The organism is Pseudoalteromonas sp. CF6-2, from assembly GCF_021729425.1.
Classification (GTDB): domain Bacteria; phylum Pseudomonadota; class Gammaproteobacteria; order Enterobacterales; family Alteromonadaceae; genus Pseudoalteromonas; species Pseudoalteromonas arabiensis.
The window spans coordinates 2,919,069-2,941,591 of sequence record NZ_CP091442.1 but is presented as its reverse complement, the minus strand read 5'-3'; the positions used below and the strand labels follow the sequence as shown (position 1 = coordinate 2,941,591).

Here is a 22,523-nt window from a genome sequence, read left to right as displayed (position 1 = left end):
TATTGTTCTAGAAGATAATGATCATTTGATGACAAGTAAACTGATTTCTGCTGTATTGGTTAGTTATTGTTTAACTTGTTTTGTTCAGTATTAGCAGCTTGTTGCTCATTGTCAGGTTTGCTCTGCTTGTTGTCATTATCCGGCAAGTTAGGGTCTTCTTGTTGCGTTATTGCTTCTTCATCACTCGGGTTTGAAATAGCGTCATTTTCATCAAGCCAAACTAAAGCGTCATAGTAACGACGAATGTTATCAACGTATTTCACGGCAACATCACCACGTGCATAGCCATATTTAGTTTTACGGTAATAGCGTTTTTTAATTAAAAGCGGTAAACGTTTTTTCACATCAGCCCATTTATCCGGGCTTGCACCTTCTTGTTCGGTAATAATACGCGCATCATTTACATGCCCCCAACCTACATTATATGAAGCGAGCGCAAACCATGTACGGTCAGGTTGTGGGATCCGCTCAGGGATCCAAGAGATTAGCTGGGCTAAATATTCAGCGCCACCTTTGATATTTTGCTCTGGTGCTAAACGGTTGGTTACGCCAACTTGTTTGGCAGTGGCTTGAGTTAACATCATGATACCACGGACCCCAGTAGGCGATTTAGCCTTAGGGTTCCACATCGATTCTTGATAGCTCAGTGCAGCAAGTAAGCGCCAGTCAATATTACCAGCATATTGTTCAAACCAAGGCTGGTACTTTGGTAAGGTTTCTTTAATCGCTTCGATATAGGCAAGGGTATTTACATAGTTAAACTGGCGTACATGACCAAAGTACTTTTCTTCAAGTACGTAAAGCTGGTTCGTTTGTTTTATATCGCCAAAAAAAGGCACCATTAAAGCATATAAAGAGTCATCACCATCTTTTCTTAAAACCCATGCAATTGGATCGTTTCGGGTGACCGAAAAGCCAATGCTTAAATTAGGATGGTAACGGCGAAACAGTGACAATGTATGCGAGTCAGCGAGGGTGTAGTCAATCTCACCATCAATCACAGCTTGCAACAATTCTTCTTCATCCATGTCCTCAGTTTCATTCCAGCTCAAAGTCGGGTGAAGTTGTTTTAATTGCTGTAAAGCAAGTGAGTGACTGCTTTTTGCAAGCACAGTTAAGTTGCCAGTTAAATCGTCGAATTCGCGGGGGCGGACACGGCCTTGTTTGTAAACTAGTTTCTGACTAATTGTGCGATAAGTTGGACCGAAGCGGTAATGCTTAGCGCGAATCGTATTGTACGTAAGCCCTGAAGCTATTACGTCTAAGTCGCCATTTTCTAGGCGGGTGAACATATCTGATAAGTTAAAAAAGGGCACCATTTCAAGTTCAACACCGACATAGTTAGCAAACTCTTGAGCAAGCTCATACTCGAAGCCTTGTACACCTTGTGGCGCTTGATAGTAATTACTCGCGCCGGCTAAAGTACCAACTCTAATTTTATTCTGCGCCTTGATATGAGCTAGTTGCGAAGGCTGTTGTTGCATATCGCATGCACATAACATGAGCACTAAACTAAAAATAGCGAGTAACTTTTGCATAGATTATAAATGCCCCTTAAACCATTACCTTACCGTTATAGCAAAACTTCAAAGCTGCGTCACTTGGCGAATAGTTTTATATATCTATTTTAAATTAATAAAGGCATCAAGGTTGCAAATAGATAAGTCATACAGAACAAGAACCTGCGAAAAAATAACGGGTATTAGGGTGCTCGATTGTTGCAAACGTAAAAGCGGTTATGAAGATTATTTAAATAAAAGCGCAATTTTGAGTTAAATCTAGGCGTTATTTGCACTATAATACGCGCCTAAAATATCGTTCAATCCCTAACCCCGGATGAAAATACCTATGTTGATCCTTCGTGGTGCACCAGCACTTTCCGATTTTAGAGTTCAGAAAATTTTAGCGCGTTGCCAACAGGCACAACTTCCAGTCACTGACGTTTATGCCGAGTTCATGCATTTTGCTGATCTTACTGCTGAACTTTCAGCCGATGAGCAAACAAAGCTAGAAAAGCTGCTTACTTATGGTCCAACGATTGCCGAGCATACCCCTGCTGGCACGTTAATTCTTGTAACGCCGCGTCCAGGTACTATCTCGCCTTGGGCATCAAAAGCAACTGACATCGCGCATAACTGTGGCTTAAGCCAAGTTCACCGTGTTGAGCGTGGTATTGCATACTACGTTGAAGGTCAGCTATCAGCTGAACAAACAGCTGAAGTCGCAGCGTTATTACATGACCGTATGACTGAAGCAACGCACGCGGATATGGCTGACGCAGCTAAATTATTCCGTCACGATGAACCGCGTCCAATGTCATCAGTTGACATTTTAGGTGGTGGCCGTGAAGCACTTGCTAAAGCAAACGTTGAGCAAGGTTTTGCACTTGCAGATGACGAAATTGATTACTTGGTAGAAAACTTCCAAAAGTTGGGGCGTAACCCGAACGACATCGAATTATTCATGTTTGCACAAGCAAACTCTGAACATTGTCGTCACAAAATCTTTAACGCTGATTGGACAATTGATGGCATCGAACAGCCAAAATCATTGTTCAAAATGATCAAAAACACCTACGAGCAAAACCCTGAAAACGTGTTATCTGCCTATAAAGATAACGCAGCGGTAATGAAAGGCTCAGTAGCGGGTCGTTTCTTCCCGAACAATGAAGGCGAGTACGCATATCATCAAGAAAACATCGAAATCTTGATGAAAGTTGAAACGCACAACCATCCAACAGCGATTGCGCCATTCTCAGGTGCATCGACTGGTTCGGGTGGTGAAATTCGTGATGAAGGTGCAACTGGCCGTGGTTCTAAACCTAAAGCGGGTTTAGTCGGTTTTACAGTCTCTAACTTACGTATTCCTGGTTACGAGCAACCATGGGAAACTGACTTTGGTAAGCCTGGTCGTATCGTTAATGCACTTGATATCATGACTGAAGGTCCACTAGGCGGTGCGGCATTCAATAACGAATTTGGCCGCCCTAACTTACTTGGTTACTTCCGTACATACGAAGAGAAAGTATCAAGCCATAACGGTATCGAGGTACGTGGTTACCACAAGCCAATCATGCTTGCTGGTGGTTTAGGTAATATTCGCTCTGAGCATGTTCAAAAAGGTGAAATCCCAGTAGGTGCAAAATTAATTGCACTCGGTGGCCCTGCAATGAACATCGGCCTAGGTGGTGGTGCTGCGTCTAGTATGACATCAGGTCAATCAAACGAAGACTTAGACTTTGCATCTGTACAACGTGAAAACCCAGAAATGGAACGTCGTTGTCAGGAAGTTATCGACAAATGTTGGCAGTTAGGTGATGCAAACCCAATCGCTTTCATCCACGATGTGGGTGCAGGTGGTCTTTCAAACGCATTCCCTGAGCTTGTCGACGACGGTGGTCGTGGTGGTAAATTCCAACTTCGTGATATTCCAAACGATGAGCCGGGTATGGCACCACACGAAATTTGGTGTAACGAATCTCAAGAGCGTTACGTATTAGCGGTTGCGGCAGAAGACTTCGCGCGCTTCGAAGCAATCTGTAAACGTGAGCGTGCAGAATATGCGGTAATTGGTGAAGCAACAGAAGAGCGTCACTTAACGGTTGAAGATAGCCACTTCGGTAACAGTCCTGTCGATCTTCCGCTTGATGTATTACTAGGTAAAGCACCAAAAATGCACCGCGAAGTGGAATCGAAAAAAGCACAATCGCAACCATTAGACGTTGCTAACATTGATGCTGCAGATGCTGCACAACGTTTATTACGCTTACCAACGATTGCTGAGAAAACATTCTTAATCACCATTGGTGACCGTACGGTAACGGGTTTAGTTGCGCGTGACCAAATGGTGGGTCCTTGGCAGGTACCAGTCGCCAACTGTGCGGTAACAGCCGCTGCGTTTGATACTTACCACGGTGAAGCAATGTCACTCGGTGAGCGTACACCAGCTGCACTTTTAAACTACGGTGCGTCTGCTCGTTTAGCGGTGGCTGAGTCTCTAACGAACATCGCGTGTGCTAACATCGGTGGCCTTGAAAATATTAAGCTATCTGCAAACTGGATGGCTGCAGCAGGTCACCCTGGCGAAGATGCGGGTCTTTACGAGGCTGTTAAAGCGGTGGGTGAAGAGCTTTGTCCTGCACTTGGTTTAACAATCCCTGTGGGTAAAGACTCAATGTCGATGAAAACTCAATGGGATGAAAACGGTGAACAAAAATCGGTTACTGCACCATTATCACTGATCATCACTGCATTCGGTCGTGTTGAAGATGTTCGTAAAACAGTGACGCCACAGCTACGTACTGATAAAGGTAACTCATCACTCTTATTAGTTGATTTAGGTGCGGGTCAAAACCGACTGGGTGCATCAAGCCTTGCACAGGTTTATAAGCAACTAGGTGATGTAACACCTGATGTTGATAGCCCTGCATTATTAAAAGGCTTCTATGACGCAATGCAAGCGCTTGTTGCTGATAACAAGTTACTTGCCTACCATGACCGTTCAGACGGTGGTTTATTCACTACGGTTGCTGAAATGGCATTTGCGGGCCACACGGGTGTCACTGTTGACCTTGCAGGCTTAACAGGTTCAGACATCGAAGCGCTTTATAATGAAGAGCTAGGTGCGGTTATCCAAGTGGCAAATGAAGATTTAGATGCAGTTAAAGCCGTTCTTGCTGACCACGGCTTAGCAGCTATCAGCCATGAAATTGGTACATTAAACGCTGATGATCGTGTGGTATTCACTCGTGGTGATGCAGTCGTGCTTAATCATACACGCACAGAGCTTCGTACAATTTGGGCCGAAACAACTTACCAAATGCAAGCGCGTCGTGATAACCCAGAATGTGCAAAGCAAGAGTTTGATGCTAAGTTTGATGCAAAAGACCCAGGTCTTAACGTAAAACTAAACTTTGACTTAAACGAAGATGTTGCAGCGCCTTACATTGCAACAGGTGCGAAGCCGAAAATGGCGATTCTTCGTGAGCAAGGTGTTAACTCTCACTTAGAAATGGCGGCGGCATTTAACCGCGCTGGCTTTGCTGCGGTTGACGTGCACATGAGCGATATCCTTGAAGGTCGTTTAACACTTGAGCAATTTAAAGGCTTAGTGGCATGTGGTGGTTTCTCTTACGGTGACGTACTAGGCGCCGGTGAAGGCTGGGCTAAGTCAATCTTATTTAATGAGATGGCGCGTGAGCAGTTCCAAAGCTTCTTCCACCGCGAAGATACATTCAGCTTAGGTGTGTGTAATGGCTGTCAAATGCTTTCAACATTGAAAGAATTGATCCCAGGTACTGAGCACTGGCCACGTTTCGTAACCAATAAGTCAGAGCGTTTTGAAGCTCGCTTTAGCCTTGTTGAAGTGCAAGAAAACCCATCGGTATTCTTTAATGGTATGGCAGGTTCACGTATGCCTATCGCTGTTTCTCACGGTGAAGGTCATGCTGAGTTTGCAAACAGCGATGCAATTAAAGCAGCGCTTGAGTCAGGTACTGTGGCAGTAAAATTTGTTGATAACTACGGTAACCCAACAACGCAATACCCTGCTAACCCGAATGGCTCGCCAGAAGGTATCACGGGTATTACCTCTACTGATGGCCGTGCAACGGTTATGATGCCGCACCCAGAGCGTGTATTCCGTACTGTTGCTAACTCATGGCACCCAGATGAGTGGAAAGAGGATAGCCCATGGATGCGCATGTTCCGCAACGCACGTAAAAACGTTGGCTAGAACTTAGTTATGTGCCTAGCTATACAAGCTAGGTTCATACAAGCTGTTTAAACTAAAAAGGCTGCACTATTATGTGTGGCCTTTTTGTTTATAATAAGTTAGTTGTGACTGAGTATAAGTTCAAAGGCAAGGAGAGTTTTTTGAGTTTTAAGCGAGTAAGTGTTGGGTTGCTAGGGTTCATACTGAGCATTGTGCTCTTGGCGTACCTATTCAGGTTACCACTGACATCCTGGTTCTTAACACCTATGCTTGGTAAAAGTGGCGTTGAGCTTCATTGTATTGACTGGTCATTGAGCAGCAAGCTTGATTTAAATATCGAGAAATTATGCTTAACCTATCAAGGGCAGCAAATTGAGTTAGCAGGCATTATTGCGAATAAGCAGCAGGTGACAATTTCCCGAGCTAATTTGACTGTCAGTAACTTGGCTGGCAAACAAGCACCAAACTCTACGCAAACTGAATTTAAAAAGCTTGCTCTAACATTGCCTGAGCAAAGGCCGCTGATAAGCATTCAACAGCTTGATGTCGTCTCACCGTTTACCGACAACCCTGTTAGGTTGGCAATACATGAAAAACGCCTAAATCAATTTACGGTTTCACGGGACTTTAACGCAGATGTTGCAATATCTAATTATGAAGTGAAAGCCAATATTGCCCTTGATGATAAAATAGCTGAGCGATTCATTGAGTTACCAAAAGGTAGCCATTTTACTAGCGAGTCACAGCTTAGGTTTGATGGCATTACTGTTGCGATTGAAAGCGTAATTAATGCAAGATATCAGCATGCTATAGAGCAATGTGAGCTAAGTTTCACGGCTGAAGGACAAGCAAGTGCAAAGTATCAATTAAATCAGCAGTTTATGTATGCTGATTTATCAGCTTTAAATAATCAGCTTAGCGCTAATCGCGAGTGTTTAAACAACATAGCAAATCAACAACATCAATCATTTATCAAAGCGCAGTTACCGCTTAATTGGCAGTTACAAATTGAACAACCTGTTACTATAGAAGGTGAGCGGCTATCAGCCCCAATGGTAAAACTGCTAACAACTGAAGGGCAAAGTGAGATTACAGTAAGTAATACGGCACTTTCTTTACAAAACCCGCTTACATCACTTAATAGTCAAGTTAGGGTTGATTTTATTAGTAGAGATATTGATGAACTTAAGCTCAATGCTCATTTGAATGAAAAAAGCGTTACTGCAGATTTTCAGCTGTCATTGGATTCACTCCCTACGTTTTTAGATTTTCAGGCTGATAGCATTCAGGTTAGTGGCAAGTTGAGGGTTGATGAGTTGCTTTCTAAGCTCGTAGTTAAAAAACTTAGCGCTGATATCAGTGCTAAAAATGCGCTTTTAGCAGATCTAAAAATAACAGAGTTTACTAGCCACATTGTTACTCAACTAAGTGATGAGCAGCACTTAAGTGCTAAACTAAGTAGTCAGGCTAAGTCTATAAACTACAATGAGATTCAAGTATTAAAAATCAATAATGAGCTCAGTGTAAATAGCGACTTAAGTGTGGGTGAGTTATTTGCCGATATTGATGCAAAAACCACAGCTGCTAAATTAATAACCCCACAAATTACCTTAAATAAGCTCTCAATAGTGACTAACGCTTTGCAAAGCCGAGCCTTACAAGCAACGCACCATGTGTTTGCCGATGGCTTAGAGGCGCTTGTCAGCCATCATATGTCCAAGGTTGCGCACCCATTTGAGTTAGTGATACCAGAACAAGCTATATCGAAGTTCAACCCTATCATCTCCCAATTCGAACCGCTCGTGACAATTACTGATGGTGTTGTTTCAGGGATCATAAAAGGCGATGTGAATTTACAGCAGGCAAAGGGGGATATTCAGATCGCAAAACTAGGCGCGCTTTATAATGACTACCTTGCTAATGACTTTGCTATAGAGATTGAAGGGGAGTTTAATTCAGGGCAGCTTAATATTGTGCCAACTAAATTTACTCTCAATGAACTGCGTGCAGGTGCCGTGGTCAAAAACATACAGGGTCAATTGCAAGTAACGGCTAATCAGCCTTGCGCAGCTAATTTGACCGGACAGGTTATGGGTGGCGCATTTGTGGTTAATAAGTTTTGTCCACTGAGAGACAACCAAACCGCGACCGTTAAGTTTGAAAATATTGATGCCAGCAAATTGGTCACCCTTGATGCTGAGTCTGGAATTAGCCTAACTGGTCGCTTAGCTGGCACTCTACCTGTCGTAATAAGTAAGCAAGGTATAGAGGTAAAACAAGGGCAGTTAGTTAATCAAGGTGATGGTAAATTACTAATCACCAATAATGCTGGTTTTGAAGCAGTAAAAGCGCAACAACAAGAGCTGAGTACGACACTTAGTTTGTTAGAAAACCTAGATATCAAACAGCTAAAGAGTAGCGTTGACCTTAAATCTGATGGTTGGTTGCATTTAGGTGTAAACTTACAAGGTTATAATGAACAACAGCAACAAGCGGTTAATTTTAATTATAACCACGAAGAGAATATCTTCACCTTATTAAGGGCACTACGCTTAAGTGACGAAATTACTCAAAAAGTTGAAAAAGAGTATGCAAAAAAAGGAAGCAATGATGGCTAAATGGTTAGTAATGCTAACGGCTTTGGGGCTTTTAAGTGCCTGTACTCACCGTGTTGAGGTGGCGGCTAAAGAGCCAATTACAATCAACTTAAACGTAAAAGTTGACCATGAGATCCGCGTTAAAGTGGATAAAGAACTTGATACCCTATTCAGTGATGACAGTGAATTATTCTAAGGAGCAAACATGCGTAAATTACAACTTAAAAAATTGAATGTGATCACTTTAATTAGTGCTGTTTGTTTATCATTTTCTGCTTGGGCAATTAGCCTAGATGATGCAAAGAACCAAGGTTTGGTAGGTGAAGATAGCTCGGGGTATTTAGGGTTAGTGGTAAATAATAGTGAAGCAAAAGCGCTTATTAGCGATATTAATGCTAAGCGTAAAGAGCAGTATTTAAAACTCGCGAAAAAGAACAACCTGTCTTTATCGCAAGTGGAATCCCTTGCTGCAGCAAAAACCATCGAGAAAACAAAGTCTGGCCATTATATTGAAGTAAATGGTGAGTGGGTAAAAAAATAGCCTTTGAACTAACTAACAAGCCAGCAATGCTGGCTTTATTTTTTATCGATACAGCTTTTTAACAGCTGCTGCCAAAAATCGATGCCTTTGCGCCTTGCAAGTTTAATATTATGCTCAGGAATCGACTCAGGTTCATCGTAGTTTTCTAGCGCTTCGCTCATGCTGGCTTCACGAATTAAATGCAGCGTTGGGTAAGGTGCGCGATTGGTGTAATTAGCAGCATCACTGTCATCACTGTCAGCAAATACATAGTCAGGATGAAAGTTGGCTATTTGATACTTACCTTCATAACCTTGCGCCACTAAAAGCGCATTGGCTAAATCGACTAAATCTAAGAACTCTTCAAAGTCCTTAAAGCCTTGCTCAAACATCAAAAGGGTTGTTTCGCGCAGTGCTTGTCGGTCTAACTCGTTACACTCGTGAAGCATATCCATTACTGCATCATCAATCGTTACTGACTGACTGATTTGATAATGAATGCAATTGCTTTCAACTTCTTTACGAGCAAAGGGGCAAAAATTGTATTTTACAATTACGCTGGATACCCATTCGCGCATTTGTTTTTCTGGGCGATTCATAGTGTGCTTTGAACTCACGTAATTTCTCTATTTATCTATTCTAACTTTCTAAGTAAAGCTCAATTAAATTGACGGTTTTGCTAATAGCACCTTGATTATTAGCAACGCATTTCGCAGCCTGGTGACCGAGCTTGATAGTTTGCTCTGCATCATTACTTAAAGCGATAAGTGTGTCAGCAAGGTGATTTTCATCTGTGACGGTTTCAGCTCCTTGAGCACTAATTAGCTCAGGATAAATATGGTCAAAGTTATATGTATGAGGGCCTGCTAATACGCCAACAGAAAATGCAGCAGATTCTAACGGATTATGACCGCCTCGCTTTATTAAACTTCCACCAATAAAACTGATATTCGCTACACCATATAAGCATTGTAACTCGCCTAACGTGTCAGCTAGCACGATCTGTTGGTTACGATAGTTATCCTCACTTCGACGACTAAAGCTCATGGCTGAATTTTTTAATAGCTCAGCAACTTTATCGAATTGTTCAGGGTGACGCGGGGCAATAATTAAAAGAGCGTTGGGCAAGGCTTTTAACAGCTTTTCATGAGCACTCAAAATAAGCTCATGTTCAACAGGGTGAGTGGAGCCTGCCACCCAGATAAAGCGCTCGTTGTGATACTGCTCCTTAAGAGCAGCGACTTTATGTAATTGCTCGTTTGTTGGCGTGATATCAAACTTAATAGAGCCAAATACCCGCACCTTTTCAGGCTTTAAACCAAGCTCAATAAAACGATTAGCATCATCCTGGTTATGACTTGCAAGAGCACTTATTGAATTCATAATCACTTTTGTTAGTGGCATCACCTTTTGATAACCCTGCTGTGATTTAACAGAAAGGCGAGCGTTTAAAATAAGCACTTTAATCCCACGTTTATTGCTTTGTGCCACTAAATTAGGCCACAGCTCTGTTTCCAAAATACACAGTAATTGAGGTTTAACTCGTTTTAAAAAGCGGTGAGTAGCGCAAGGAAAGTCAATAGGTAAATAACAGCAATTAACAGAGTCTTGAAAGTTGTTTTTTATTTGCTCACGGCCAGTAGGGGTATTGCATGTTACTAAAATACTTAACTTGGGATTGTGTTGTTTGATAGCTTTTATGAGCGGCGTTGCTGCAAGCACCTCACCAACCGATGCGCAATGAATAAGAATATCTTGCTTTTTAGTTGCTAAAAAACCAAAGCGCTCCGCAAAATGATGACGATAACCGCCATTTTTTTTACCTCTTAGCACGTATAGATAGAAGATAATAAGCGGGCTAAGTAGATATAAAATCAAGGAGTATAAAATACGCGCCATCACTGTGCCTACAACATAGATAAAACGCTATGATAACGTGGAACATAGCTCAGCTGAATATAAAATGTTAAAAACAGTTATCTTTAAGAGTTTTAAGTGTTTCGACGCGTCGAATTTGGTAATATTTCAAATACTTTGTATAGGGACTATGTAGTTATGAAATTAAAAATGATAAAAGCCTCAATTGTAGGTGTGTTACTTAGTTGCTCCTCTCCACTGTTTGCAACACCCACAGCCTACTTACCTATAGGCATGGACGCACAGCTTGATCATCAACTAGATACACTATTTGCACTGACCTCTGGTACGCCGATGGCCAAACCTTATCGGTTGGCCGAAGTCGAGGCAGCACTCACTAAACTAAAAAATTCAGAGCCTGCATTGGTCGCTGCTATTCGCGCTAAGATTAAACCTTATCAAAGTGATGATGCTATAACTCGCGTCGGCGTGAAACTTCAGGTTGACTCTGATACAAGCAAACAAATAGCGAACCAGCGAGGCTTGGGCTCTGATGAATGGGGGCAAGGCTTTTTTGAAGGCATATGGCGTGCTAACGATTACACATTAGTGCAAGTTGGTATTGATTATCGTGCTAAAGCAAATAAGTTTGTAAACTACAATACGTTCGTTAGTTTTGCTGGTGAAGATCTACAATTAAATATTGGTTACAAAGAGCATTGGTTCTCACCATTTAAACACGCTGCACAAGTGATTTCTACCAATGCAAAAACAGCACCATCGGTATCGATAGGCATGGTTCAACCGGCGCATAATTGGTGGAATTTCGACTTTGAGCTGTACTATTCAGAATTAGAACATGTTGATAACGGTATCCTTTATCAAAATGAGCTCCATAGTGGTACACCTAAGCTTGCAGGTACTCATTTTAGTATTGAACCAATCGATGGTTGGAAAATTGGCATCAACCGTATGATGCAATTTGGTGGTGGTCCTCGTAAGGTTGATGCAGGTGATGTGTTTGATGCATTTTTTGACCCTGCTGGAAACGACAACTCTGGCCTTACAGGTAGTAAAGATAATGAACTTGGCGATCAATACGCGACGATTACCAGTAGCGTAAACTTTAATTGGGGCATGCCCATTGAACTTTATTTTGAGTATGGCGGTGAGGACACTAAAAACCATAAAAACTATCAATTTGGCAACACAGTAAGCAATGTTGGCTTTTTCTTACCGAAAATGACAGATGCCATGTCATTACGGTATGAATATACCAATATGCATAGCCTATGGTATGTAAATGAAATTTATCCAGTTAACGGCAATACGGTGGGTGGATTTGTGACTGGCCACTATGCAGCTGATCAGCGTTATAGTGATTTTCATGCAGATGGTGTTGCGAAGGTTTATGCAGATGCGCCCCCTACTCAAGTACATAGTATGGAACTTACTTACAATGAGAGCCTTAGTTCTTTATGGCGTGGTAAGTTAACCTTAATTGAAAACGAAAGTAATTATTTAAATGAATTTGGGCAAACAAGCGCAGACTATGAAAAAGCAATTGAACTTCAATTGAGTAATACACGTCAATGGAATGAACACACACTCGAGACAACACTGACCTATGGTGAAGATGTGTTTGGAGAGAACTATACTTGGTTATCCGTTGCATTATTTTGGTAAGCGAAGCCGTTATTTATTTTTGAGGAATATCTATGTCTAATCTTGATTCTGTAGCGGCAAGCTACCTAGAGAGTTTAAACCGTCATCAAATGTTGTTTGAAACGATGGAAACCTACCACCCAGAAGTGATGCAGCTTCTTGAAGCATGCCATAGTACATTACAAGCAGGCGGAAAAGTGATTTGGTTTGGTAATGGTGGGAGTGCAGCTGATGCACAACATCTTGCTGCAGAGTTTGTTGTTCGCTATAAATTAGAGCGAGGTCCGCTTGCTTCTATTGCGCTTACAACAGACACCTCTATTCTGACAGCACATAGTAATGATTACCATTTTGACACGGTATTTGAACGCCAAGTTCAAGCGCTATGTAAGCCAGATGATTTAGTGATTGGCTTAACGACTTCAGGCACGAGCCCTAATATTAATCTTGCGTTGGCTGCTGCAAATGAAATTGGCGCGTATACTGTGGCTTTAACAGGCCGTGATGGCGGTAAAGTGAAAGATATCGCGAAGTTACCGATCATTATTAAAAATGACGAAACAGCACGTATTCAAGAAGCGCACATGTTTATTGGTCATTGGTTGTGTGAAGCCATTGATATGGTTGTAGCGGAGCAACAGTAATGGATTTAGCGTTACTAAAAAATCTTTCTAAAGCACGTATTTTGGTTGTTGGTGATGTCATGCTAGATAGATACTGGCATGGCGATTCAGGGCGTATTTCACCTGAAGCGCCGGTACCTATTGTTAAAGTAAGTAAGTTTGAAGACAAGGCGGGTGGTGCGGCAAATGTTGCAAAGAATATAGCCCGTTTAGATGGCAAGGTCGGGTTGCTGGGTCTGATCGGTGAAGATGAAAGTGGGCAGATCCTTGAAACAATTTTAAGCTCGGAAAAAATAGATTCTCAGCTAGTCAGTGTTTGTGAGCTACCTACAATTTCTAAAATGCGTGTCATAAGCCGACATCAACAAGTTGTTCGCCTTGATTTAGAAGAAACCTTTACTGAGCAGCACAGCCAATTATTACTTAACCGCTTAGAGCTAGTGCTTGATGATTACGATTTCGTATTGTTTTCAGATTACAACAAAGGTTCACTTAGCTTGATTCAGGCGATGATTCAGGTTGCTAAAAAAGCCGGAAAAACAGTACTTGTCGATCCAAAATCATCGGATCTGAATTTATATCGTGGTGCAGATTACATAACGCCTAATTTAAACGAGTTTAAACTTGCTGGTGGACAAACAGGTTCAGAGCAAAGCTTAACAGATAGCGCGCGTAAGCTGATTAGCGAAGCAGGTATTGCGGCTATGTTATTAACACGTTCAGAACAAGGCATGTCCTTAATAAGCGAAGCTGAAAAGTTTGACTTTGCAGCCCAAGAGCTTGAAGTGAGTGATGTTACCGGAGCGGGAGATACGGTTATCGCGACCTTAGCGGTCATGTTAGGTGCTGGAATGACGCCTAAGGATGCTGTTGAAATTGCCAACCTTGCGGCGGGGATTGCTGTTAGTAAGCTTGGTGCCGCAACCGTGTCTCCTGAAGAGCTTAGCCGTAAACTTGGCCAATACTTACAGCAAACAGGTGAGCACTATCAAACGCCATTTGACGATGTTTTACAACATATTGAGTTTGCAAAACAAAATGGTGAGAAAATAGTCTTCACAAACGGTTGCTTTGATATCCTTCATGCAGGGCATGTGCGTTATTTAGCGCAAGCAAAAGCCAGAGGCGATCGCTTAGTTGTAGGCTTGAATAACGATGAATCAATTTCACGATTAAAAGGCCCTGAGCGACCAATTAACCCATTACAAGAGCGTGCAATGGTATTAAGTGCCCTTGCTTCTGTCGATTGGGTGATCCCATTTGGTAGCGTAGAAGAACATGATACACCAGCCAAACTCATTGAAACGATCAGCCCTGATGTACTCGTAAAAGGAGGGGATTACACCGTTGAGCAAATTGCAGGTGCAGAGCATGTTCTGCGTCATGGTGGCAAAGTTGAAGTGCTTGAGTTTCTTGACGGGTGCTCAACCTCTAACGTGATTAGTAAAATTAAACAACCTTAACCCTAAAGTGCTGGGCTTTTCTCCGCCCTTTACGAAGCAACCAGTCTGTAGCTGATTTTTATAAAGGCTTTTACTTATTAGTTAATAAGTAAAAGCCTGATTTAGATCAAGCAAGGGGCAATTCAAGCTGAAAAATATGACAGCAGTGATTAGTCTTTATAGTCATATTTTAATCTTACCTTTAAAGTAAGTTCTTACTTCCTAGTAAATTACAACTCGCTATAAAACTAAAGTTCTGTTTTTTTGCTGCCTGCTTATTTTCATATTTAACAGTCGCCTTTAACTTACTGATATTGTGTTCTATTTATTTTTCATTATGAGCTTGTTTTTAATTTTTAAAATTTAAAAATTAAAATTATCATCGTTATTTTTTACTATATATCTGTTTTTAAAATTTTATACCCTGCTTTTATTTCTAGTCGTTTATCATTATTTAATCAAGAAAACAAATTAATATAATCTATAAAATCGATTTTATTTAAACGTATTTTGCATCTAATGTATCTAAAAAGGGTTTGTTGTTGGTTAGGTTTTAGTACGTTGTTAATAATGAGGTTCTTTCATTTTTGCGACATAAAAATTCATAAACGGTATTGCATCGTGTAAGCAAATTTTTAGTTGCAGTAACTAACCACTTTCAGCGCTTTACAAGGTTTAAAACGTACCTACCACAAGTTACACATTAGCAAGTTAGAGGGGTGGTAGGTCGTTTTATATCGTTTTGTCGATATGAAGGAGGTTGGTTTTCATATTAGTTTATTTTTGTGAATTTGAATTCTATTGAGCTTAAAACTTTCTAAATTTCTAATATTTTAGTTTTAGATTATTTAGGTGTTTGGCTTTATTTTAAATAGTTAGTTTAAAAATTATATTAGTTTGAGGATTATGTTATGAATAACCGTATTGTTAGCAAGTACACTTTAATAGCCAGTGCGCTGGCTATTATTATTAATTTTGAGGGGATTGCGGCTGAAGCTCAAATGAGCAAGCCTAAAGGCGCTGTTGGCAGCGGCCATGTTGCTCAAAATCAGGCAAAATCAAACCTATTTTGGTGGCCAAATCAGGTTGACCTAGCCCCGCTGCGTGACCATGACTCTCGCTCTAACCCGCTAGGAGAAAACTTTGATTATAAGAAAGCATTTTCTAAGCTCGATATGAATGCATTGAAAAGCGATATTAATAAAACACTCACAGACTCTCAGGACTGGTGGCCCGCAGACTGGGGAAATTATGGTCCTTTCTTTATACGTATGACATGGCATGCCGCGGGGACTTATCGAACGCTTGATGGTCGAGGGGGAGCCGGTGGAGGCCAACAGAGATTTGACCCGCTAAATAGCTGGCCAGATAACGCAAGTTTAGACAAGGCGCGTCGACTACTTTGGCCAGTGAAACAAAAATACGGTGAACTTATTTCTTGGGGTGACCTTATAGTGCTTGCTGGCAATGTGTCTCTTGAGAATATGGGCTTTAAAACATATGGTTTTGCCGCAGGTCGTCAAGACGACTGGGAGCCTGATATGGTTTACTGGGGCCCTGAAGTTGAAATGTTAGCAAGTGACCGCCGAGAGGCTGATGGTAAATTAAAAAGACCACTTGCAGCTGTTCATATGGGGTTGATTTATGTGAACCCTGAAGGGCCAAATGGTGTTCCTGATCCTGTTGGTTCAGCGGCTAACATCAGAGAGTCTTTTGCCCGTATGGCGATGAATGATGAAGAAACGTTAGCACTTATTGCCGGTGGTCACACATTTGGAAAAATGCACGGTGCGCATAAAGCGGCAAAATGTATCGGCCCTGAGCCAGGTGCTGCTGGGCTCGAACAGCAAGGGTTAGGCTGGAAAAATAAATGCGGTAAAGGTCACTCTGAAGACACTGTTACAAGTGGTCTTGAGGGAGCGTGGACGCAATCACCAACTCGCTGGACATCGCTTTATTTATCTAATCTTTTAAACTTTGAGTGGAAAAAAACAAAAAGCCCTGGTGGGGCGATTATTTGGGTACCGACGAATGAGTCTTTACATAAAGTCGTTCCAGATGCGCATGTTAAAGGAAAGTTCAATCCGCCTGTTATGACAACAGCTGACTTGGCATTGAAGTTTGATCCTGCGTATCGAAAAATTGCAGAAAGGTTCTTAGCCGACCCTGAAGAATACCGCTTAGCATTCGCAAAAGCGTGGTACAAACTGACTCACCGTGATATGGGACCTCGAGATAACTATTTAGGTGATGCGTTTCCAAAAGAGAAGCTAATTTGGCAAGACCCAATAGATAAACCAAGTTACAAACTGGTTAATGCAAAAGACATTAAAACTCTGAAAAGTAATATTTTAAATTCGGGTTTAAGCGTTTCTGAGTTAGTAAGAGTTGCGTGGACATCGGCTGCTTCTTATCGAAATTCAGATATGCGAGGAGGCGCTAACGGCGCACGAATTGCGTTACAGCCGCAAAAAGAGTGGGCAGTGAATGCACCAAAAGACACAGCAAAAGTGATCGCTAAGCTGAAAAAAGTGAAAGATGACTTTAACAAAAAGTCGCGAGGAGGCCGTAAGATCTCCCTCGCTGATACAATTGTACTTGCAGGAGCAGCAGGCATTGAAAAAGCGGCTAAAGAGGCTGGGTTCAAGGTAACAGTGCCATTTTCACCAGGACGAGGTGATGCAACCCAAGCCCAAACAGACATCAACTCGTTTTCTTTGTTAGAGCCTAAAGCGGATGGATTTCAAAACTATTACCAAAAAGGCTATTACAAGTCTCCCACTGAGGCACTCGTTGATAAGGCTGACCAATTAGCCTTAACGGTACCTGAGATGACAGTATTAGTGGGTGGAATGCGCGTACTTGGTGCGAATAATTCCGGCAAGCACGGTATCTTTACTGATAAACCTGGTGTACTAAGCAATGACTTTTTCGTTAACTTATTAGATATGTCTACTAAGTGGAAACGAAATGGTGATATCTATGAAGGAGTGGATAGAAAAACTGATAAGCTCAAATACACAGCCACACCGGTTGATTTAATATTTGGTTCATCAGCCGAGCTTAGAGCCGTTGCAGAGGTTTATGCTTTCGATACATCAAAAGAACGTTTTGTTAACGATTTTATCAAAGCATGGGTCAAAGTTATGCAGGCTGATCGTTTCGATCTCAAATAATTAAGTAATGAAACAAAGCGGTTTTATTTAAAGCCGCTTTTTTTAACCAGAAGCAATATGAGTATAAATCAGTTGATTGTTATCCTATTTAAGAAGTTAACACTTTTTATTGTGTTATCAGCTTCTTTAACTTTAAATGCACGAGCAAAGCAAGCCGATATAGATGACAAAGTACTTCGTAATAATGCACTATCTGTATTTGGTGTTATTCCTGAAAAAATGCCGCGCAGTGATGCAGATACACCCGCATTAATTCAGTTAGGCAAAAAACTCTATTTTGAAACTCGTTTATCTAGTAACAATAGCCAATCGTGTAATTCATGCCATAACTTGTTAAACGAAGGACAAGGTCACGACGCTAAGGTTGTTTCAGTAGGTGCCTTAGGCATAAAAGGGCGAAGAAATGCCCCATCTACATGGAATGCTGGTTTTCAATTTGCCCAAAACTGGGATGCACGGGCTGAAAACTTAGAGCAGCAAGCCTCTGAACCATTATTAAGTGAACACGAAATGGCGTTATCGAGTAAGCAAGAGGCTGTTGATAAACTTAGTACTTTATATAGTAAAGAGTTTGAATATGCTTTTCCAGATTCAAGCCCTGCGCTCACTTTTGAAAATATAACCAAAGCCTTAGCATCCTTTCAAAGAACATTGATCACACAAGATCGATTTGATCGTTACCTGAGCGGCGATAATAACGCTTTAACAGTACAAGAAAAGCGAGGTCTTTTACAGTTTCAAGAGAATAGTTGCGCAAGTTGTCACAGTGGCCGTCTTTTAGGTGGGCAGTTTACAATGAAAATGGGGATCGTAAACCCATACCCTAATCGAGATGATAGGGGGATGGGGGAGGTGACCAATAGAAAAGATCATGATTACTTATTTAAGGTGCCAAGCTTGCGGAATGTGGCAAACACAGCACCGTATTTTCATGATGGAGCTGCAACAACCTTACAAGAAGCTATTCACTTAACTGGCTGGCATCAATTAGGTAAAAAGCTCAGCGAGGAGGAGGTTGAAAATATAGCCGCTTTCTTAGAAACCTTAAATAATGAAAATACAGTTAACTTCCCATAAGAAGTGCGCATCTTTTAATTAATGTTTTAGTTGTGCTTGGTACTCACAAATGAGTAATTGCCAATCGCTTTGCTGCCAGTGCATTATTTCGTTACGGCCTTGCTCTTTTGCAAATGAACGTGCCAAGCGTTTCATATTTTCTTGTTGCCAACTAACGTCAGGTTGCTTTATTTCGCCACGGTCGAAGTCAATAATGAAGACGTTACCGCTATCGTCAAATAAGATGTTATTGATATTTAAGTCTGCGTGATACACCCCGTGGTTATGAAATTCACTCAGTGTTGTTGCTATTTTTTTTAATTCATCATGACTAAGTGTGCGTGTAATAAGTATATCGAGTAAGCTTTGCGCGCCTGTCACTGCTTGTGTAATTATATCACCTCGATAAATCAAGCCATGAGTCGTGACTTTCGCAGCTATTGGAGTGGGGACATTTAAACCCAATTCAGATAAGCGCATCATTAGCGAGAACTCTTTATACACACGAGTTTTTTCTAAACCTAAGTAGAGATACTGATCAGTTAAAAGTTTACCAACAAGGCCGCCACGCCAGTAGTGCCTTAACACGGCAGTTAAGTGATCATGTTTAAAAAACCAAGCCGTTGCACGGCCTTTTTTAGCACCAACAATTTTATTTTGCTGTTGCCAAAAGTCAGCATCAAACCACTCGCGCGTGAGTAACTGGGTATAAGCGGGGTGACAAAGTAGCGTGGTATTTTCTTGATGCAGAGTCTCAAACATAACAACTTAACGTATTAACGATCTATGCTTATTATAGTACCGTATTTTTGGTATTTCGTATAAGTACTTGCAATAGCACAAAGTTAATTTAAGATCGCATTTTATTTGCTGTTGCTAAGGGCACATGTGACTCATTCAACCTCGTATTCAGAGATATGTATATTAAGGCTTTCGGCTATTGGTGATGTTTGCCATGCGGTATCGGCTGTGCAAGCTATTCAAAAAGCGCATCCAAAGGCAAAAATTACTTGGGTAATTGGTAAAGTCGAAGCAATGTTACTGGCTGATTTACCGGGTGTTGAATTTGTGGTGTTCGACAAAAAACAAGGTAAGCAAGCCTACAAACAGCTTAAACAGGTTTTTAAAGGGCGACAATTTGATGTGTTACTACATATGCAAGTAGCACTGAGAGCGAACCTTGCAGCACGTTGTATTCCTGCCAAAGTAAAAGTTGGCTTTGATTGGGCGCGTGCAAAAGAATTACATAGCTTGTTTATTAACAAGCGCATTGCACCACAAGCCGAGGCTCATGTACTGGAAGGCTTTAAAGGGTTTGCCAGCGCCATTGGTGTGCCTGATTATCAACCAAGCTGGCAGATGCCAATTACCGAACAGCACCAGCAAGCTGCTGATATATTATTAGGTGAAGAGCGTTTAGCAGGGCGTATTTTTGTGATTTCACCTGCGGCAAGTAAAAAAGAGCGAAATTGGTTGCCTGAGCGCTATGCAGCACTTGCTGACTACGCTCATAATCAAGGTTTCTCGGTAGTGATTACGGGGGGACCAACACCGCTCGAAGAAACGCTTGCAGAGCAAATAATTAGTCACAGTAAGACGGCTATTTTGAATCTTGTCGGTAAAACTCAGCTAAAAGAGCTGTTATGTGTGTTAAAGCGTGCGTCTTTAGTGCTTGCTCCTGATACAGGCCCTGCCCATATGGCGGTTACGGTTGGCACCCCAGTGATAGGGTTATACGCTCATTCAAACCCTAAACGCACAGGGCCTTATTTGTACCAAGATTACGTGGTTGAGGTTTATCATCAAAACCTTGTTCAGCAAACGGGTAAAACAGCTGAACAATTACCATGGGGGACGCGTGTTAAAGGGGCTGATCTAATGACACAGATTAGTGTGCAAGATGTCACTTTAATGTTTGACCTTGTCGTGTTGAAAGAGCAACTGAAATGAAGAAAGTATTATTTTTAGACCGTGATGGTGTGGTGAACATTGATCACGGTTATGTGTATAAACCACAAGAGTTTGAATTTGTTGCCGGTGTGTTTGATGCCTGCAAAAAGTTTACTGATAATGGCTACGAAATTGTGGTGGTTACTAATCAATCGGGGATTGGTCGGGGCTACTATTCTGAGCAGGATTTTCATAATCTAACAGCTTGGATGAAAGACGAGTTTAAACGTCATGACGTGCCTATTCTCGCGGTTTACTTTTGTCCACATCATCCAACAAAAGCACAAGCGAGTTATTTACAAGAGTGTGACTGTCGTAAACCTGCGCCTGGAATGCTTTTACAGGCTATTACTGAGCATGATATTGACCCTAAAAAAAGTATCATGGTTGGTGATAAGTTAGGGGATTTAATTGCAGCTGAAAGGGCAAGTATTGCCACGCGTGTATTGGTGCGTTCAGGGCAAAGTTACGCAGAGTCAACAGAACAACATGCTGATATCGTTTGTGAGTCATTAGCCGACTTACCTGCTCTGGTTTTACACTCATAGCAGGTAAGACCAGTTTTATTTCGCAAATCCGCACCCATTCAAGGCGTGCGACGAACTACAAACAGTGCAATTGTTCGCCTAAGCTTTTACAATAGGCGCAAATTTCACAGTCACAGCTAATCGGCTCTGATTACTTAAAAGATTATTTGGAGATTTCAGATGAGAGCATCTGCGTTTTTTAATCAGCTTCAGCAACAAATAGACGAAGTAAAAGCTGAAGGTCTATACAAAAGCGAACGTGTTATTACCTCACAACAACAGGCTCAAATTGAAGTTGCATCGGGTGATAAAGTTATCAACTTTTGTGCAAATAACTACTTAGGTCTAGCAAATAGCCCAGAGCTAATTAAAGCTGCGCAACAAGGTCTTGATGATCACGGTTTTGGTGTTGCATCAGTCCGTTTTATTTGTGGTACGCAAGATATTCATAAAACATTAGAAGAAAAGATTTCTGCGTTTTTAGAAACAGAAGATACCATTCTTTACTCATCATGTTTTGATGCAAACGCCGGTTTATTCGAAACTATCCTAGGCCCAGATGATGCAATTATCTCTGACGCTTTAAACCATGCTTCGATCATTGATGGTGTACGTCTTTGTAAAGCTAAGCGTTTCCGCTATGCCAATAACGACATGAGCGACCTTGAAAAGCAACTTATTGCAGCTGACGAAGCAGGTGCTAAAACAAAACTCATCGCAACAGACGGCGTTTTCTCAATGGACGGCGTAATTTGTAATCTTGAAGCGGTGTGTGACCTAGCTGATAAATATGATGCCTTAGTGATGGTGGATGACTCTCACGCGGTTGGTTTTGTAGGTGAAAATGGTAAAGGCACACCTGAGTACTGTGGTGTACTTGACCGTGTTGATATCATCACAGGTACCTTGGGTAAAGCACTGGGCGGCGCATCAGGTGGTTACACATCAGGTAAGAAAGAAATCGTTGAATGGTTGCGTCAACGCTCGCGCCCGTATCTTTTCTCAAACTCACTTGCGCCATCAATTGTTACAGCATCAATTAAAGTACTTGAAATGCTGAGCAACGGTGGTGAATTACGCGCTAAGCTTTGGGACAATGCAAAATATTTCCGTGAACAAATGGAAGCGGCTGGCTTTACCTGTGCAGGTAAAGATCATGCGATCATCCCTGTAATGTTAGGCGATGCTAAAGTTGCCTCAGCCATGGCAGACAAATTACTTGCTGAGGGTATTTACGTAACGGGTTTCTCATTCCCTGTGGTACCTAAAGGTCAAGCACGTATTCGTACGCAAATTTCTGCGGCGCATACAAAAGAGCAATTAGACACCGCAATAGCGGCCTTTACCCGTATTGGTAAAGAAATGGGTGTTATCTAATTTTATTTCCTAAACCGAAGC

The 22,523-nt window shown here is 41.6% G+C and carries 16 protein-coding genes; 12 read left to right on the top strand and 4 right to left on the bottom strand.

The window, feature by feature from the left end; genetic code table 11:
• Positions 1–59 precede the first annotated feature (59 nt).
• Positions 60–1,538 (bottom strand): membrane-bound lytic murein transglycosylase MltF, encoded by a 1,479-nt coding sequence (gene mltF / locus L3Q70_RS13595; RefSeq protein ID WP_237114435.1) that lies wholly within the window; start codon positions 1,536–1,538, stop codon positions 60–62.
• Positions 1,539–1,848: 310 nt separating this feature from the next.
• On the opposite strand from mltF, the gene purL reads away from it, so the two are divergent.
• The 4 genes from purL (at position 1,849) to L3Q70_RS13575 (ending at position 8,850) form a co-directional block, all read left to right on the top strand.
• The gene (purL, locus tag L3Q70_RS13590) at positions 1,849–5,733 is read left to right on the top strand and encodes a phosphoribosylformylglycinamidine synthase (protein WP_237114434.1); all 3,885 of its coding nucleotides are present in this window, start codon (positions 1,849–1,851) and stop codon (positions 5,731–5,733) included.
• Between the two features lie 140 nt (positions 5,734–5,873).
• Positions 5,874–8,330 carry a YdbH domain-containing protein gene (locus L3Q70_RS13585; protein WP_237114433.1) on the top strand — a complete coding sequence of 819 codons (2,457 nt, stop codon included), beginning with the start codon at positions 5,874–5,876 and terminating at the stop codon, positions 8,328–8,330.
• The gene (locus L3Q70_RS13580) at positions 8,323–8,505 is read left to right on the top strand and encodes a YnbE family lipoprotein (RefSeq protein ID WP_062568706.1); all 183 of its coding nucleotides are present in this window, start codon (positions 8,323–8,325) and stop codon (positions 8,503–8,505) included. The genes L3Q70_RS13585 and L3Q70_RS13580 overlap by 8 nt, the downstream gene beginning before the upstream one ends.
• A gap of 9 nt (positions 8,506–8,514) precedes the next feature.
• Positions 8,515–8,850, top strand: coding sequence for a YdbL family protein (locus L3Q70_RS13575; protein ID WP_062568707.1), 336 nt, complete (start codon positions 8,515–8,517; stop codon positions 8,848–8,850).
• Positions 8,851–8,885: 35 nt separating this feature from the next.
• Here L3Q70_RS13575 and L3Q70_RS13570 read toward each other — a convergent pair whose 3' ends face one another.
• Together L3Q70_RS13570 and waaA are read right to left on the bottom strand one after the other, a co-directional pair.
• Positions 8,886–9,428, bottom strand: coding sequence for a DUF1415 domain-containing protein (locus L3Q70_RS13570; RefSeq protein ID WP_237115274.1), 543 nt, complete (start codon positions 9,426–9,428; stop codon positions 8,886–8,888).
• A gap of 40 nt (positions 9,429–9,468) precedes the next feature.
• Entirely contained in the window at positions 9,469–10,728 is a 1,260-nt protein-coding gene (gene waaA, locus L3Q70_RS13565; RefSeq protein ID WP_237114432.1) for a lipid IV(A) 3-deoxy-D-manno-octulosonic acid transferase, read from the bottom strand.
• A gap of 156 nt (positions 10,729–10,884) precedes the next feature.
• Here waaA and L3Q70_RS13560 point away from each other — a divergent pair, with 156 nt between their 5' ends.
• The 5 genes from L3Q70_RS13560 (at position 10,885) to L3Q70_RS13540 (ending at position 18,669) form a co-directional block, all read left to right on the top strand.
• Complete coding sequence (locus L3Q70_RS13560) at positions 10,885–12,372, top strand: capsule assembly Wzi family protein (protein WP_237114431.1); 1,488 nt, start codon at positions 10,885–10,887, stop codon at positions 12,370–12,372.
• A gap of 32 nt (positions 12,373–12,404) precedes the next feature.
• On the top strand, positions 12,405–12,995 hold the full coding sequence (locus L3Q70_RS13555; RefSeq protein ID WP_062568710.1) for an SIS domain-containing protein: 591 nt from the start codon (positions 12,405–12,407) through the stop codon (positions 12,993–12,995).
• Positions 12,995–14,437 carry a bifunctional D-glycero-beta-D-manno-heptose-7-phosphate kinase/D-glycero-beta-D-manno-heptose 1-phosphate adenylyltransferase HldE gene (hldE, locus tag L3Q70_RS13550; RefSeq protein ID WP_062568711.1) on the top strand — a complete coding sequence of 481 codons (1,443 nt, stop codon included), beginning with the start codon at positions 12,995–12,997 and terminating at the stop codon, positions 14,435–14,437. The genes L3Q70_RS13555 and hldE overlap by 1 nt, the downstream gene beginning before the upstream one ends.
• 890 nt (positions 14,438–15,327) lie before the next feature.
• On the top strand, positions 15,328–17,592 hold the full coding sequence (gene katG, locus L3Q70_RS13545) for a catalase/peroxidase HPI (RefSeq protein ID WP_062568712.1): 2,265 nt from the start codon (positions 15,328–15,330) through the stop codon (positions 17,590–17,592).
• Between the two features lie 57 nt (positions 17,593–17,649).
• Positions 17,650–18,669 carry a cytochrome c peroxidase gene (locus L3Q70_RS13540; RefSeq protein WP_062568713.1) on the top strand — a complete coding sequence of 340 codons (1,020 nt, stop codon included), beginning with the start codon at positions 17,650–17,652 and terminating at the stop codon, positions 18,667–18,669.
• An 18-nt stretch (positions 18,670–18,687) separates the two neighbouring features.
• On the opposite strand, the gene L3Q70_RS13535 is transcribed toward L3Q70_RS13540, so the two are convergent.
• Complete coding sequence (locus L3Q70_RS13535; RefSeq protein WP_062568714.1) at positions 18,688–19,410, bottom strand: 3-deoxy-D-manno-octulosonic acid kinase; 723 nt, start codon at positions 19,408–19,410, stop codon at positions 18,688–18,690.
• A 126-nt stretch (positions 19,411–19,536) separates the two neighbouring features.
• Here L3Q70_RS13535 and L3Q70_RS13530 point away from each other — a divergent pair, with 126 nt between their 5' ends.
• The 3 genes from L3Q70_RS13530 (at position 19,537) to L3Q70_RS13520 (ending at position 22,502) form a co-directional block, all read left to right on the top strand.
• Complete coding sequence (locus L3Q70_RS13530; RefSeq protein ID WP_237114430.1) at positions 19,537–20,598, top strand: glycosyltransferase family 9 protein; 1,062 nt, start codon at positions 19,537–19,539, stop codon at positions 20,596–20,598.
• On the top strand, positions 20,595–21,146 hold the full coding sequence (gene gmhB, locus L3Q70_RS13525; RefSeq protein ID WP_062568716.1) for a D-glycero-beta-D-manno-heptose 1,7-bisphosphate 7-phosphatase: 552 nt from the start codon (positions 20,595–20,597) through the stop codon (positions 21,144–21,146). Before L3Q70_RS13530 ends, gmhB begins: the two co-directional genes overlap by 4 nt.
• A 159-nt stretch (positions 21,147–21,305) precedes the next feature.
• Positions 21,306–22,502, top strand: a complete 1,197-nt coding sequence (locus L3Q70_RS13520) for a glycine C-acetyltransferase (protein WP_062568717.1) — start codon at positions 21,306–21,308, stop codon at positions 22,500–22,502.
• Positions 22,503–22,523 lie beyond the last annotated feature (21 nt).

What these genes read in the sequence shown, in the direction of transcription:
- hldE (WP_062568711.1), top strand. Translation starts at nt 12,995, where the DNA reads ATGGATTTAGCGTTACTAAAAAATCTTTCTAAAGCACGTATTTTGGTT.
- L3Q70_RS13560 (WP_237114431.1), top strand. Translation starts at nt 10,885, where the DNA reads ATGAAATTAAAAATGATAAAAGCCTCAATTGTAGGTGTGTTACTTAGT.
- waaA (WP_237114432.1), bottom strand. Translation starts at nt 10,728, where the DNA reads ATGGCGCGTATTTTATACTCCTTGATTTTATATCTACTTAGCCCGCTT.
- L3Q70_RS13540 (WP_062568713.1), top strand. Translation starts at nt 17,650, where the DNA reads ATGAGTATAAATCAGTTGATTGTTATCCTATTTAAGAAGTTAACACTT.
- L3Q70_RS13575 (WP_062568707.1), top strand. Translation starts at nt 8,515, where the DNA reads ATGCGTAAATTACAACTTAAAAAATTGAATGTGATCACTTTAATTAGT.
- L3Q70_RS13555 (WP_062568710.1), top strand. Translation starts at nt 12,405, where the DNA reads ATGTCTAATCTTGATTCTGTAGCGGCAAGCTACCTAGAGAGTTTAAAC.
- purL (WP_237114434.1), top strand. Translation starts at nt 1,849, where the DNA reads ATGTTGATCCTTCGTGGTGCACCAGCACTTTCCGATTTTAGAGTTCAG.
- L3Q70_RS13535 (WP_062568714.1), bottom strand. Translation starts at nt 19,410, where the DNA reads ATGTTTGAGACTCTGCATCAAGAAAATACCACGCTACTTTGTCACCCC.
- L3Q70_RS13570 (WP_237115274.1), bottom strand. Translation starts at nt 9,428, where the DNA reads ATGAATCGCCCAGAAAAACAAATGCGCGAATGGGTATCCAGCGTAATT.
- mltF (WP_237114435.1), bottom strand. Translation starts at nt 1,538, where the DNA reads ATGCAAAAGTTACTCGCTATTTTTAGTTTAGTGCTCATGTTATGTGCA.
- gmhB (WP_062568716.1), top strand. Translation starts at nt 20,595, where the DNA reads ATGAAGAAAGTATTATTTTTAGACCGTGATGGTGTGGTGAACATTGAT.
- L3Q70_RS13580 (WP_062568706.1), top strand. Translation starts at nt 8,323, where the DNA reads ATGGCTAAATGGTTAGTAATGCTAACGGCTTTGGGGCTTTTAAGTGCC.
- L3Q70_RS13520 (WP_062568717.1), top strand. Translation starts at nt 21,306, where the DNA reads ATGAGAGCATCTGCGTTTTTTAATCAGCTTCAGCAACAAATAGACGAA.
- katG (WP_062568712.1), top strand. Translation starts at nt 15,328, where the DNA reads ATGAATAACCGTATTGTTAGCAAGTACACTTTAATAGCCAGTGCGCTG.